This window comes from Campylobacter concisus (assembly GCF_902460875.1).
Lineage (GTDB): Bacteria > Campylobacterota > Campylobacteria > Campylobacterales > Campylobacteraceae > Campylobacter_A > Campylobacter_A concisus_AA.
Genome location: NZ_CABPVR010000007.1, coordinates 151,637 through 165,324, shown reverse-complemented (window position 1 = coordinate 165,324; position 13,688 = coordinate 151,637). Strand labels below are relative to the sequence as shown.

Annotated in this window: 16 protein-coding genes; 11 read left to right on the top strand and 5 right to left on the bottom strand. The window is 36.0% G+C overall.

The window, feature by feature from the left end; all coding sequences use genetic code 11:
• Positions 1-266: 266 nt before the first annotated feature.
• Entirely contained in the window at positions 267-1,904 is a 1,638-nt protein-coding gene (locus tag F3H01_RS04685) for a DNA polymerase III subunit gamma/tau (RefSeq protein WP_149725010.1), read from the top strand.
• Here the strand turns inward: F3H01_RS04685 and ccoS are convergent.
• Both ccoS and F3H01_RS04675 read right to left on the bottom strand, forming a co-directional pair.
• Complete coding sequence (ccoS, locus tag F3H01_RS04680) at positions 1,901-2,131, bottom strand: cbb3-type cytochrome oxidase assembly protein CcoS (protein WP_054196567.1); 231 nt, start codon at positions 2,129-2,131, stop codon at positions 1,901-1,903. The genes F3H01_RS04685 and ccoS overlap by 4 nt on opposite strands.
• Positions 2,131-4,512 carry a heavy metal translocating P-type ATPase gene (locus F3H01_RS04675; protein ID WP_149725009.1) on the bottom strand — a complete coding sequence of 794 codons (2,382 nt, stop codon included), beginning with the start codon at positions 4,510-4,512 and terminating at the stop codon, positions 2,131-2,133. Before F3H01_RS04675 ends, ccoS begins: the two co-directional genes overlap by 1 nt.
• A 289-nt stretch (positions 4,513-4,801) precedes the next feature.
• Between F3H01_RS04675 and rho the strand changes: the two genes are divergently transcribed.
• Positions 4,802-6,142: a transcription termination factor Rho gene (rho, locus tag F3H01_RS04670; protein WP_149725008.1), complete on the top strand. Its 1,341-nt coding sequence runs from the start codon at positions 4,802-4,804 to the stop codon at positions 6,140-6,142.
• A 130-nt stretch (positions 6,143-6,272) separates the two neighbouring features.
• Here rho and F3H01_RS04665 read toward each other — a convergent pair whose 3' ends face one another.
• Positions 6,273-6,485: a transcriptional regulator gene (locus F3H01_RS04665; RefSeq protein ID WP_002941953.1), complete on the bottom strand. Its 213-nt coding sequence runs from the start codon at positions 6,483-6,485 to the stop codon at positions 6,273-6,275.
• 159 nt (positions 6,486-6,644) lie between these two features.
• On the opposite strand from F3H01_RS04665, the gene F3H01_RS09430 reads away from it, so the two are divergent.
• Both F3H01_RS09430 and F3H01_RS09425 read left to right on the top strand, forming a co-directional pair.
• Entirely contained in the window at positions 6,645-6,923 is a 279-nt protein-coding gene (locus F3H01_RS09430) for a hypothetical protein (protein WP_223155364.1), read from the top strand.
• 42 nt (positions 6,924-6,965) lie between these two features.
• On the top strand, positions 6,966-7,244 hold the full coding sequence (locus F3H01_RS09425; RefSeq protein WP_316349222.1) for an outer membrane beta-barrel protein: 279 nt from the start codon (positions 6,966-6,968) through the stop codon (positions 7,242-7,244).
• A gap of 53 nt (positions 7,245-7,297) precedes the next feature.
• Here F3H01_RS09425 and F3H01_RS04655 read toward each other — a convergent pair whose 3' ends face one another.
• Together F3H01_RS04655 and nusA are read right to left on the bottom strand one after the other, a co-directional pair.
• The gene (locus F3H01_RS04655; protein ID WP_149725007.1) at positions 7,298-7,777 is read right to left on the bottom strand and encodes a GNAT family N-acetyltransferase; all 480 of its coding nucleotides are present in this window, start codon (positions 7,775-7,777) and stop codon (positions 7,298-7,300) included.
• Entirely contained in the window at positions 7,777-8,880 is a 1,104-nt protein-coding gene (gene nusA, locus F3H01_RS04650) for a transcription termination factor NusA (protein WP_021090810.1), read from the bottom strand. The genes F3H01_RS04655 and nusA overlap by 1 nt, the downstream gene beginning before the upstream one ends.
• A 172-nt stretch (positions 8,881-9,052) precedes the next feature.
• Between nusA and F3H01_RS04645 the strand changes: the two genes are divergently transcribed.
• Genes F3H01_RS04645 through F3H01_RS04615 form a run of 7 tightly spaced genes read left to right on the top strand, consistent with a single transcriptional unit; the run spans position 9,053 to position 13,553 of the window.
• On the top strand, positions 9,053-9,295 hold the full coding sequence (locus F3H01_RS04645; RefSeq protein WP_002941786.1) for an HP0268 family nuclease: 243 nt from the start codon (positions 9,053-9,055) through the stop codon (positions 9,293-9,295).
• Positions 9,295-10,596, top strand: coding sequence for a tRNA (N6-isopentenyl adenosine(37)-C2)-methylthiotransferase MiaB (gene miaB, locus F3H01_RS04640; RefSeq protein WP_149725006.1), 1,302 nt, complete (start codon positions 9,295-9,297; stop codon positions 10,594-10,596). The genes F3H01_RS04645 and miaB overlap by 1 nt, the downstream gene beginning before the upstream one ends.
• Positions 10,577-11,356, top strand: coding sequence for a lysophospholipid acyltransferase family protein (locus F3H01_RS04635; RefSeq protein WP_149725005.1), 780 nt, complete (start codon positions 10,577-10,579; stop codon positions 11,354-11,356). Before miaB ends, F3H01_RS04635 begins: the two co-directional genes overlap by 20 nt.
• Entirely contained in the window at positions 11,346-11,792 is a 447-nt protein-coding gene (locus tag F3H01_RS04630; protein WP_149725004.1) for a hypothetical protein, read from the top strand. The genes F3H01_RS04635 and F3H01_RS04630 overlap by 11 nt, the downstream gene beginning before the upstream one ends.
• A 60-nt stretch (positions 11,793-11,852) precedes the next feature.
• Entirely contained in the window at positions 11,853-12,857 is a 1,005-nt protein-coding gene (locus F3H01_RS04625; RefSeq protein WP_149725003.1) for a DUF8341 domain-containing protein, read from the top strand.
• Positions 12,854-13,375 (top strand): PilN family protein, encoded by a 522-nt coding sequence (locus F3H01_RS04620; protein WP_103642909.1) that lies wholly within the window; start codon positions 12,854-12,856, stop codon positions 13,373-13,375. The genes F3H01_RS04625 and F3H01_RS04620 overlap by 4 nt, the downstream gene beginning before the upstream one ends.
• Positions 13,368-13,553 carry a hypothetical protein gene (locus F3H01_RS04615; protein WP_223155360.1) on the top strand — a complete coding sequence of 62 codons (186 nt, stop codon included), beginning with the start codon at positions 13,368-13,370 and terminating at the stop codon, positions 13,551-13,553. Before F3H01_RS04620 ends, F3H01_RS04615 begins: the two co-directional genes overlap by 8 nt.
• Positions 13,554-13,688: the final 135 nt, after the last annotated feature.

Genomic DNA, 13,688 nt, shown 5'->3' with positions numbered 1-13,688 from the left:
AATTTATACAAAAATACAAAATATTTAACATAAAATTTTATGTATTTTTATTATAAATTTTAAATCTATACGGCTATGGATCATTATAAAAAGGGATATTTTTTATTTTTTTGCAAATGTACTAGAACTTTTATGCAAATCTATAAAAATTTATCCGCCCTCATTAAACTAAAATAAAAAATTTTAAAGCCAATTAAATATATAAATAATCATAAATTTATGCCTTTTTTTATAAAATCCTTGAACTTTATAAAAAGGATACCGCATTGCAAGCACTAGCTTTAAAATATCGCCCTAAAAATTTTGATGAACTTATCGGTCAAGAAGCAGTTAGTAAAAGTCTTATACACGCACTTGACGAGGGTCGCATAAGCCACGCATATCTATTTTCTGGGCTTAGAGGCAGTGGTAAAACTTCAAGTGCTAGGATATTTTCAAAAGCTTTAGTATGCGAAAAAGGACCTACCTCAAAACCATGTGAAGTATGCCCACAATGCATCATGGCAAATGAGTCAAGACATATGGACATCATCGAAATGGACGCAGCTAGCCACAGAAAGATAGATGACATAAGAGAGCTGATAGAGCAAACAAAATATGCTCCAGCAATGGCAAGATATAAAATTTTTATAATCGACGAAGTGCATATGCTAACCAAAGAGGCATTTAACGCTCTTTTAAAAACACTTGAAGAGCCGCCAAGCTATGTAAAATTTATCCTAGCGACGACTGATCCTTTAAAACTCCCAACAACGGTGCTTTCAAGAACGCAGCATTTTAGGTTTAAGCAAATAAGCAGATACAGCATCATTAAACATCTTGAGTTTATTTTAAGTAAAGAAGGCATTAGCTACGAAAAAGAGGCACTTGAAATTTTAGCAAGAAGTGGCGGAGGATCGCTAAGAGATACTTTGACACTTCTTGATCAAGCTATCATTTACGGGGCAAATAATGTCACGGCAAATGGCGTAGCATCGATGTTAGGACTTCTTGATCCAGAAAAGATCGAAGAGATAATAACTCATGTTTTAAATCATGATAAAAATGCTATCAGAGTGCTTGTAAGCGAACTTGAAAGCTATGATCCTGAGATGATAATAGATGAAATTTTGGCAAATTTAAAGCAAAAATTTATAGAAAACGACTCAAAAATTTCACTACTTGTTTATGAGAGATTTTTTAGGATTTTGGCACAAGCTAAAGGTATGTTAAACGTAAGTAGCGACAATGGCTTTGTACTAATGCTAATGCTTTTTATGATGATAGAAGCTCTAAATTTACAAGATATCGATGATGCTATAAATGAAGTGATCTCAAAAAATAGCGAAAATTCCACTCAAATCGCAGAAGTCATCACTCAAAAAAGCCAAGTAGCTCCTGCTAAAATGCAAGGTCCATACGAACTCTTTTTAACAAAAATTTATGATAGAAATTACGATCTTGGCGAGTTTTTTAAAGAATTTGTAGAATTTAGCTTTTTTAATAACAATGAGCTTGGTCTGATAGTAAATGCAAAAGATGAAAATCTTGAATATTTTAAGAAAAATTGGAAAATCTTAAACGAGATATTGCGTACGCTTTTTGGACAAAATGCGAAGATAGTAAATGCAAAGAGTGATGAGCAAAAAGCACAAACTAAGACGCCTAAAGCCTCTTTAGAAAATAATGAAAAAAGCGAACTAGACGAGCTTGATGAGGAAATTTCAAGACTAAATGCAAATAACGTTGAAACTAAAAATGAGCCAAAAGCAGAGATAAAAGGCAAACTGCAAAACGAGAAAAACAACTTTGCTTTGATACTCAATAAGGAGCCAAAAACACCAGAAGAGCTTCAAAGACAAAGAGAACAAGGTGTGCTAAAAGAGGCCAATAGACTTTTTGGCGAACCAACGATTGAGAGCTAAATTTTATCTTTATTAGATTTTGCTCTTTTTTTTAGAGCTTCTTTTTTGCGAAGCTCTAGCTCATAAGCTTCATTTAGCGCCTCTTCATCGTCCAAATTTGCTCCGTCTAAAAATTTTCGGTAGTCCTCAAATTGCTTATTCTTTATCCCCCAAAGCACGCCAAAAAGCAAAAATGCTCCCATCAAAACTGAGATAAAAACTAGCATCGCAAGTGTCGCGCTATCCATTATTTTTCCTTAAATTTTCTAACAATATAAAGCGAGTTTAAGATAACACTTAGCGAGCTAAGCGACATAAAAAGCGCAGCAAATAGCGGAATGACGTAGCCACATACGGCAAATGGCAGAGCAAGAACATTATAAAGAAGGCAAAAGAGCAAATTTTGCTTTATCGTTTTGTAAGTAAATTTCGAGATTTTTATGGCCTTCGCTAGACTTTTTAAACTATCATCAAGTAGCACTACATCGCTTCTTTCTAAGCTTATTGCCGCCCCGCTTCCCATACAAATGGCAACATGAGCAAGGCTAAGCGCTGCTGCGTCATTTATGCCATCTCCTGCCATTAGAACCTTTTTGCCCTGCTCTTTTAGTTCGCTTATAAATTTAGCTTTCGTTTCAGGCAACATCTCTGCTCTAAACTCACTCACGCCAAGCTCATCTGCCACATTTTTTACCACTTTTTGCACGTCGCCACTTAAGATACACACTTTCATGCCAGCACTCTTTAGCTCGTATATCAAGGTCTTTGCTTCAGGCTTTACACTATCTCTTAGGTAAAATTTCGCCACTAACTCACCATTAAGCCCCACAAAAAAGCTCACATTTTCTTCAGCTTCATCAAAGCTAATACCATTTTCAACTAAAAATCGCTTGCTTCCTGCATAAAATTTTTTACCCGAAATTTCAGCCTCAACACCCTTTGCCACGCTTAAATTTGTATTTTTAAGCTCTAATTTTCTTGCGCCTTTTTGCTTTAGAAATTTAGCCACTGCCACGCTTATTTGATGATTTGATATAAGAGCTAGCGAATAAATTTCATCTAAACTTATGCTTTCTTTTATAAAAAAATCACTAACCTCAAATTCTGCTTTTGTGAGTGTGCCAGTCTTATCAAATACCGCTATATCGCACTTTGCAAGACTTTCAAAAAATTTAGCCTCCTTAAAAAGCACTCTATTTTTAAAGGCCACACCAAGGGCACAAACACTACTAACTGGTGTGGCAAGTGCAAGTGCACAAGGGCAAGCGATCACGATGACGCTAACAGCCGTGACAATGGCTTCTGAAAAGCCAAATTTAAAGCACCAAAACCAAAATGTAAAAAATGCTAACGTCAGCACGCTAAGAGAAAATTTAGAAGCGATTTTATTGACTACTAGCTCGATATTTGGCTTTTTTAGCTCTGCATTTTGGAGCAAATTTATAAGCTGATTTAGATAAGAATTTTTAAAAATTTCCTTTGCTTCATAGATGATTTGTCCATTTTGGCAAATGACGCCACTTTTTACCTCTTGTCCCACTCCCAAGATCACAGGCAGGCTCTCTCCAGTTAGACTTGAGCTATCCACACTTGCCTCGCCACTAAGCACTACTCCATCAAGCAATGCCCTCTCGCCTGATCTAAGCACGATCTTTTCGCCCAAATTTACATCTCTTGGCTCTTTTAAAATATCCTTACCATCTTCTAAAACGCACACCTTTGCAAGCAGCATATCATTTAAGAAATTTGAAGTCTCAAGTGCCTTTTTCTTGCCCAAAATTTCTAAAAATTTACCGATAAAAACAAAGGTGATGATCATCGCAACCGAGTCAAAATAGCTCTCACCACTCCTCGTAAACATCGCATAAATCGAGTAAATATAAGTAATGCTAGCTCCGGTGATAACGAGCAAATCCATATTTGGCGAAGCGTTTTTTATGGCTATCTTTGCCCCTTTGAAAAACTCGCTACCAGTATAAAAAAGTACAGGCGTTGCTAATACAAACTGCGCAAAGCTTAAAATATCTTTTATATCGCCTCTTATGCCACTAAAATACCCACTATACTGAGCAATAGCTAGCCACATAATATTCATCGTAGCAAAGATACCAACTAGCGCTTTTGTGTAAAAATTTCTTCTTTTCTTAGCTAGCTCGTCCTCTTTTTGACTCGTAGCATATGGCTTTGGGACGTAGCCAACGGCATAAATTTTTTCAATTATTTGCTCTACCAAAAGCTCCTGCTCATCAAAAACAATGACCGCTTTTTGATTAAGCGAGTTGATATTTACCTCCAAGACTCCAGACAAGCTAAAAAGTGCCTTTTCAAGTAGCCAGATGCAAGCTGAGCAAGTGATACCATCGATTAAAAATGAAATTTGACTAAACTCGCCCTCTTTTGTCACAAGCTCGCTAAAATTTGCCGCTAAATTTTTGATATTTGATCTGCCACTTGCAGGATTTAGCGTATTTTTACCAAGACGTTCATAAAACTCGCTAAGCCCATTTTCATTTAAAATTTCATAAACGCCTTTGCAACCAACACAGCAAAATTTAAGTCCACTTTCATTTGAGATCATCACGCTTTCATCAAATTTTAATCTACAATGAGCACATCTACTTTGTGGCATTTTTACTTTCTTTTATCTAAAATTTTTACCAATATTATTGCATCACATGCCTATTACACACCATATAAATTTATGGTAGGCAAACTGCAAAAATAGGCACAAATTTCTTCTTTTGTTACCGTTATAAAATGACGAGATTATAGCAAATCAACCATTTTTGAGCAAAAATTTTATTTTGTGCCATTTCTTGACAACAAAGTTTTATTTTTATAAAATGCCAAAACTTTCAAAAACTTCTTTTTGAAACTTAGAAATTCTGCAAAATTATCCCCGCATTTAAAGAGGAAATATGGAAAATAACCAAACCGAGCAAAGTGCTGCTCAAAACACAAAAACTACAAAAAAACATCAAGTATCAAGAACACACATACCAGTAGACGGACACAAGATCGAAGAACTAAGAATGCTTAGCTTAGATGAGCTAGTGCAGATCGCAAATGGCGTTGGCGTCGAAAATCCACGCGAATTTCGTAGGCAAGATTTGATATTTGAGATACTAAAAACCCAGACAAAACAAGGCGGATTTATACTTTTTACTGGAATTTTAGAGATCACAAACGAAGGCTACGGCTTTTTAAGGGCTGTTGATGCAAATTTAAGCGACAGCTCAAACGACGCCTACGTCTCAAACTCTCAGATCCGTAAATTTGCACTTCGCGTGGGCGACATCATCACCGGCCAAGTAAGAGAGCCAAAAGATCAAGAAAAATACTACGCTCTTTTAAAGATCGAAGCGGTAAATTATATGCCTCTAGCAGACGCAAAAGAGAGGCCACTCTTTGACAACCTAACTCCACTTTTTCCAACTGAAAAGCTAAATTTAGAGTACGATCCGATGAAGCTAACTGGCCGTGTGCTTGATCTTTTCACGCCTATTGGCAAGGGTCAGCGTGGTCTAATCGTCGCACCTCCAAGAAGCGGTAAAACTGAGCTTATGAAAGAGCTAGCTCACGGCATCGCTAAAAATCACCCAGAAGCCCAGCTCATGGTGCTTTTAGTTGATGAGAGACCAGAAGAAGTTACAGACATGCAGCGCTGCGTAAAAGGTGAGGTATTTAGCTCGACATTTGACCTGCCAGCACTTAATCACGTCCGCGTAGCAGAGCTAGTCATCGAAAAGGCAAAACGTCTAGTTGAGATGGGCAAAGACGTCATCATCTTGCTTGATAGCATAACCCGTCTAGCGCGTGCCTACAACACAGTGACCCCACCAAGCGGCAAGGTGCTAACAGGCGGCGTGGATGCAAACGCACTTCACAAGCCAAAACGCTTCTTTGGCGCAGCTAGAAACATCGAGCACGGCGGCTCACTAACCATCATCGCAACAGCACTTATCGACACTGGCTCACGCATGGATGAAGTTATATTTGAAGAGTTTAAAGGCACTGGAAACAGTGAAATCGTGCTTGACCGCAACATCTCAGACCGCAGAATTTACCCAGCTATCAACGTACTAAAATCAGGCACCAGAAAAGAAGAGCTACTTCAAAAGCCTGATGAGCTTCAAAAAATTTGGGCTATCCGCTCTGCGATCGCGACAATGGACGATGTCGAAGCGCTTAAATTCTTATACGCAAAAATGCTAAAAACAAAAGACAACAAAGAGCTTCTCTCTATCCTAAACGAGTAAATTTAACTGAGCTTGAAGTGCTTGCTTTGAGCTCAAATTTCTTCACTTAAAATATCCAGCTAAAAATATCTTAGAAATTTTAAATTTTCTAGCTCTTGCAATTATAAAAGAATTTACGATTTTTAAACGATTATTTACTAAATTTTTCTATGTCTTGATTGATCAAATTTTCATATTCGCAAAGCTCATTACAAGTCTTTTTGCTCTGCTCTATAAGCTCATCAAATTTAAATCCAAGCATCACAATACGATAAAGATTGGGCTTGTGTTTTCGCCAGTTGTAAAGCGTCGCGACATCAACGTCTAAATGATAAGCCATATCACGTTTTGTCATCTTAGCCACTTTATACTCCTTTTTTCGAGTGATTTTATAAATTTTATTCTGATAAGAAAACAATTGAATTATTTTATGTTTTTTATATATTTAATTGAATATTTAAACCTTATTTAATCCAATAAAATTTAGAATACCAGTCAAATATTTTTTAAATAAGGAGCAAAAATGAAAAATGTAGTTTTAAAAGTTGTTTTAGGGTTAAGCCTGGCTAGTGCCACTGCTTTAGCACAAGAAGCATTTATTGGAATCGAAGGAGATTACTCTTTTAATTCAAAATTAACAGCAAAAAGCGATAATGACACAACGAAAGTCAAAAAAGCTCAACCAGGTATCGGACTAAAAGCTGGCTATGATTTTGATAGTTTTAGAGTTTATGGCGCTTACATTTATGACTTTCAAGCAAAGAAGTCACTTGGTGATGAAGACGGTACAGTAATAAAATAGAGTACACATAAATTTATAGTGGGCGCAGACTATACACCAGAATTGACAAAGGACATAAAACTAGTTCTTGGTGGCTACACTGGCTACTCAAAGCTTAAAATGGATGTATTTGACACTCATGATGGCTCGGAAAAAGCTAATACAAATGGTTGGATACTAGGTGCAAGAATTGGTGTTGAATACTCTATTAATGAAAACAATGCAGTTGAGTTTGGTCTAAAAGCAGATAGAACAAAATATAGCTCTATAGCAAAATATGACAATGCAAAAACAAAAGAGACAAATGTAGGTATTTATTTGGGATATACATATAAATTTTAATCACTCACAAGCTCAAATTTAAAAGCAAATTTGAGCTTGTTATTTAAAAAGAACTATAAATTTAAAAGTTTTTCTAAATTTTTGCCGTCCAAGCGATAGTTTCTCCATTCAAGAGATTGATTTGTAGCACCCATACTTTCATAAAATTTAATACTTGGCTCATTCCAGTTTAGGCAGCACCACTCAAGCCTTTTTAAATTTTCATCCTTGCAAATTTGAGCTAAAAATTTAAAAAATGCCTTGCCGATACCTTGATTTCTAAACTCTTTTTTGACGTAAATATCCTCAAGATAGATCCCACCAAGCCCCAAAAATGTAGAAAATGTATAAAAATAGATAGCATAGCCAATTATCATACCTTCACTCTCGCAGACAAGGGCCTTTGCGTAGTTTTTATTAAAGATAGAGTCTGCAAAAATTTCATTTGTAAAAGTGATTTTATCGCTTAAATTCTCATAGCTAGCAAGCTCTCTTACAAGCTCGCATATCACGTCTATATCGTCAATAGTCGCTTTTCTTATTTGAAATTTCATTAGTTATCACCAAAAAGTGCTTTTAAGTCTTTGATTGGCTCATTGTTTTCTGCATTACTACTAGTTTTTGAGCCAAGCTCATTTAGCTCGATCTCATAGCCAGTTAGCATACTTGCTAGGCGGATATTTATGCCGTTTTTGCCAATCGCCTTGCTCTTTTGCTCGCTCGCAAGTGTCACGATCGCCTTGTTTTCCTCGATCTTTACAGATGTAATGATCGCAGGTGCCATAGCGCGAGCTACCAAAATCGCTGGTTCAGTGGTGTATTCGATCGCGTCGATGCTCTCACCATGAAGCTCTTTGCTTACAGCATTTATCCTAACACCCTTTGTGCCGACCGTTGCACCAACTGGATCGATGTTTGGAGTAGTTGAGATGAGCGCTACTTTAGCTCTTTCACCAGGAATTCTCGCACTTCCTTGAATGATAATGCCGCCATCTTTTATCTCAGGTACCTCTGAAGTTAGCAACGCCTCAAGAAATTTTGGCGAAGTCCTTGAAAGCTCGACCTTTATGCCTAAATTTTTATCTGTAAAAACTTTTCTAATGACCGCCTTTACAACGTCGCCAACTTTAAATTTCTCGCCTTTTATGCGGTTTTTACGTGGCAATATAGCACGAAGCTCATCTATCTCGATAAAAGTGTTTTCATCGTTATCGACTCTAACAACTGGTCCAAAGACCATGTGACCGCTCATTTCATTATATTTTTGTAAAATTTTCTCTTCAACTAGGCGCTGGATGTGATACTCAAGCTCCTTATGAAGCGTTTGAGCTGCGGTTCTGCCAAGGTTATCAAGGCTTAGCTCATATGTGAGCTCATCTCCGATCTCTACGCCACTATCTATCTTTTTAGCCTCTTTTAAGCTTAAGAAGTGCTCATTATCCTCTTCAAGCCTCTCATCGTCGTTTGCTACGATTGAGATTTTTTGATAAAGCTTTAAATTTTTATTTGCATCGATACTCACGTCATACTCATAATTTTCGCCATAAACTCTTTTTGCAGTGTTTATCAAAGCTCTTATAACGCGCTCTTTTACATCTTCTATCTCTAAATTTTTCTCATTTGCAATTGACTCAATGATATCTGAAATTCTTTCCATTTTTTCTCCATTGTAACGATAAATTTCGGGGATTTTTCGTGAAGTTTTGAAATTATACATAAGCCATACTTTTAATAACTTTAAGCTTATTATTAACTTTTATTTAATCCTTTTTTTATGATGTTTTGGATATATTGACCGATTAAAATTTAAGATTTTGAAAGGATTAAAAATGGAGCTAAAACTTGCAAGAGCTGAATTAGACGCAAAACCAAAAACGATTTCACTAGAAAAAATAGAGGCAGCTGTCGAAAAAGAGGGTCAGAAAATTTTCTATTTTGATAAAGAAAACACACACAAACAACTAATCGCCTTAGTCGAGCATTTTGAAGAAAAAGGGCTAAGCGTCTATCACAGAACCGTAAAATACGGACTTGATGATAGCGACTACATGTATGAAGTGCATATACTTTAATGAGTAAAAAACTCTTTATCCAAACTTTAGGCTGTGCTATGAATGTTCGTGACAGCGAGCATATCATAGCTGAGCTCTCACAAAAAGAAGACTACTCCCTAACACAAAATATAGAAGAAGCTGATTTAATCCTTATAAATACTTGCTCGGTTCGTGAAAAGCCAGTCCATAAGCTCTTTAGCGAGGTTGGAGCCTTTGAAAAAGCCAAAAAAAGAGGTGCAAAGATAGGCGTTTGCGGCTGCACTGCTAGCCATTTGGGTAGTGAAATTTTCAAGCGCGCGCCTTATGTTGATTTTGTCCTTGGCGCAAGAAATGTTAGCAAGATCACAAAGGCGGTAAATACGCCTAAATTTATCTCAACCGACATCAATCACGACGAGAGCGAATACGCATTTGGCGAATTTAGAGGCTCGCCATATAAAAGCCATATCAACATCTCGATCGGCTGCGATAAAAAATGCACCTACTGCATCGTCCCACACACCAGAGGCGATGAAATTTCTATCCCTTCAAGCCTCATCTTAAAAGAGGTAGAAAAGGCTGCAAAAAGTGGTGCAAAAGAGATATTTTTACTAGGGCAAAATGTCAATAACTACGGTAAAAGATTTTCAGGCGTGCAAGAAAATATCGATTTTAGCGACCTGCTAGTAAAGATAAGTGAGATAGAGGACGTTGAGAGGATAAGATTTACAAGCCCACACCCACTTCATATGGATGATAAATTTCTTGAAATTTTCACTAATAATCCAAAAATTTGTAAATCTATGCACATGCCACTTCAAAGCGGAAACACCAAAGTTTTGTGCGAGATGAAGCGCGGATACACAAAAGAGTGGTTTTTAGATCGCGCGCTAAGACTTAGAAAGATGTGCCCGGACGTGAGCATATCAACTGATATCATTGTTGCATTTCCAGGCGAGAGTGAAAGCGAATTTGAAGATACTATGGACGTACTTGAGCAAGTTAGATTTGAGCAAATTTTTAGCTTTAAGTATTCGCCTCGTCCGCTTACAAAGGCAGCTACTTTTACAAATCAAATAGACGACAAGACCGCTTCAGAAAGGCTAACACGCCTGCAAAATCGCCACAGCGAAATTTTAGACGAGATCGTGGCGGCGCAAAAAGATAAAATTTTTGATGTATATTTTGAAGAGTTAAGGGCAAATGGCGGAGTTGCTGGGCGAAGTTTTAACAACTTTTTAGTTCAAGTTGATGGAAGCGAAGAGCTTCTTGGCACTACACAAAAAATCAAGATCACAAACCCAAAACGAATGGTTTTGTATGGCGAGCTGCAAATTTAAAAATATCTTTGAAAAGCTCGCCACAAGCATTGGTGTCTTTTTCATCTATATTTTAATGTGGCTCATTTTCCTAACCTGCAAAAAGAGCTACTCTCCAAATTTCTTACCACAAAATAGCTGCGTAGTCGTCTTTTGGCACGGCAGACTTAGCTTCATGAGCTTTGCTTACAGGCAGTGGTGGAGCAGACAAAATAGAAAACAAGGCAAAGTGATAATCAGCGACCACAAAGATGGCGAACTAATCACCAAAATAATCAAATTTTTTGGCATCGGTACCATTAGGGGTAGTAGCTCAAAAGGCGGCGCAAGGGCGCTTATAGAAGCTCTAAGAGAGATAAAGCAAGGTCACGACGTCATCATCACGCCAGATGGTCCAAGAGGGCCAAGACATAGCGTAGCAGACGGAGCAGTAGTGATCGCACAAAAGTCATCTTGTGAAATTTATGCTCTAAATTTTGAAGCAAGCTCGTTTTGGGAGTTTAAAAGCTGGGATAAGATGATACTTCCTAAGCCATTTTCAACTATAAATTTTAGCCTCTCAGCCCCATTTAGCGTGGCAAATTTAGAGCAAAAAGAGGCAAAAGAAAAGATACAAAATGAGCTTTGGCAAGCCTCACAAAATGATGGCGGCAAGAGCGCAGAGCAAAACAAAGATGATTTTAAATCAAATTTAAAAATTTGGTGGAAAAAATATGCGCATAAAAATCCGCAAATCAGCAACGAGATAAGAGAAATTTTGGACGAAATTTATGAAAAATAAACTATCTATTTTTATAGCCATCTTTCTAATTGTTTTATTTGGACTATTTTTTTATAGCGACAACTCCTATAAACTCGCCCTTGAAGCAAAATTTTTATACGAAAACAAAGAATATGAAAAAGCCTTAAATTTAAGCCAAAAAGCACTTGATATAGATATTTATAACAAAATGGCAAATACTATACTAAACCAAAGCAAGGCTGCTATCAAATTTAGTTCATACATAAAAAATGGCAAAGAGTATCTTGAGCGTATCAAAAAAATGAGCCAAAATAGCGTCAGCAAGGCTGATAGTGAGCGCATTAAGATGATGTGTGATGTGATGATAGAGGATTTTGACGACCTTAAAAACTCGGCCCTACTTGATAATGAGCTAAAAAATGAAGCTTTGAATACAAAAGAGATTTTCGTTAAGCTTAAAAACGAGCTGTTTTAAACTTATTTAATCCCTTTTTAGCTACCATAACGAAAATTATGCACTAAATTTAGGAGATTTATGTCTTTTAGCGTCAAAAAGCTTTTTTCTAACCTTTTTTTAAGCGTCGTGTTGGAGGGCAATGAGTGCATATTCTTCGGTCAGGTCTTTAGAAATGGCAAACTTTTAAAAACCATAAATGCTAAATTTACAGATATAAATATCGATAGTATCGATGAAAAAATCATAAAATACATAGAAGAGCAAGAAAAAGCATATTTTGGTGTATATGTTTCAGTTTTTTTTAACGACGACTCGCAAGGCGCGCTTCCTAGTGTTAGCTTCGATGAATACAAAAAATTTAATATAAATACTAAAAATCTTACAAGCCTTATCATGCAGGATAGCTGGAGTATTTATGCAAATTTAAATGCTATAAAAAAATATAAAAATTTATTTGGACAAGATAGTGTAGATCTCATCTACTCACCTATCGCTCTACTCTTTCACGAGCTTTTAAAACGCGGAATTTCTCCAAAAACTACACTTTATCTTTATATCCATGCACATTCGTTTACACTTGCGATCTTTAAAGATAAACAAATGAAGTTATCCACTTTTTTAAATATGTCTGGCATTGAAGAAACCAACCAGGAAGCCGAAAGCCTAAAAGAAGAAGATATAACAGATATTGACAACTTGATAATTAAAGAAGAAAATGACGCAACATCTCTTGATGATTTTAAAAGTTTAGATGATTTTTTAAGTGATGATAAACCAAAAGAATTTGAAGATCTAAATTATGAACTAAATATGCCAGTTTCTACAAATGTAGAAAAGTCAGTTGCTATTTTTGGGTATGACATGAAGATGTTTGATTACATCGTAAAGGCTGTAAAAGAATTTTACGAAAATCCTCTCTACGGCGGCGATTTTATTGAGCAAATCATTGTTTTTGAAAATACAAAAACAAGTGCAACCTTTTTACAATATCTGCAATCCGAGCTTTTAGTGGAGACTTCGGTGTATCCAGTGAATACAAATCATATTATGAATGAAATCATGCAAGAAGAGATAATATTATGAGATTTAGCTTTATTGCTCCAGAACCAAGACCACTTATATCTATCTTTAGTAAAATTTGGCTAAGCCTTATAAGCTTTGTTTTTGTAGCTCTTTTGGCAACAAATTTCTTTATACTTTACAAAAACTATTCAATTGAAAAAAATATAATTTTTTTATCAAATGAGCAAAAAGAACTTAGTCAAAAAATAGTCACAACAGATGAAATTTCAGCTAAGCTCGCCGTACAAATAGAATCTGCAAATGATATTTTCACTTCAAATTCTATTCTCAAGCAAAGCTTGCACAATCTTTTTGATCTAGTACCCGACAGCATAACGCTTGAAGAGGTTTTTATGGATAAAAACTCGCTCATCATTCGTGGTATAACGCCGACAAAAGATGTATTTAACCAGCTTCTAGCTTCACCTTTAAGATCTATTTTTACGACTTCTAATACTAGCTTTTATCAAAGCAAAAACGGCTGGTATGGCTTTATAAGCACAAATAAAATTGATAATTCTGAGGGATATAATGAGTAAAAAAGATACGAGCTTAGAAAAAATAGATCCCGTCAAGCTTTTACTTTTTATATTTGCTTTTATCGTAGTTTGTTTCATTATGATATTTGGTTTTATCGTGCCAAATATAAAAGAATTTAAAAGCCTAACTAGACAAAATTATTCACAGACCTCATCTTATACAAAAGTAAAAGCTTGACGGGATCTATTTTTTCTAAGCTCGTATCTTTTTTACTCATTATATCCCTCAGAATTATCAATTTTATTTGTGCTTATAAAGCCATACCAGCCGTTTTTGCTTTGATAAAAGCTAGTATTAGAAGTCGTAAAAATA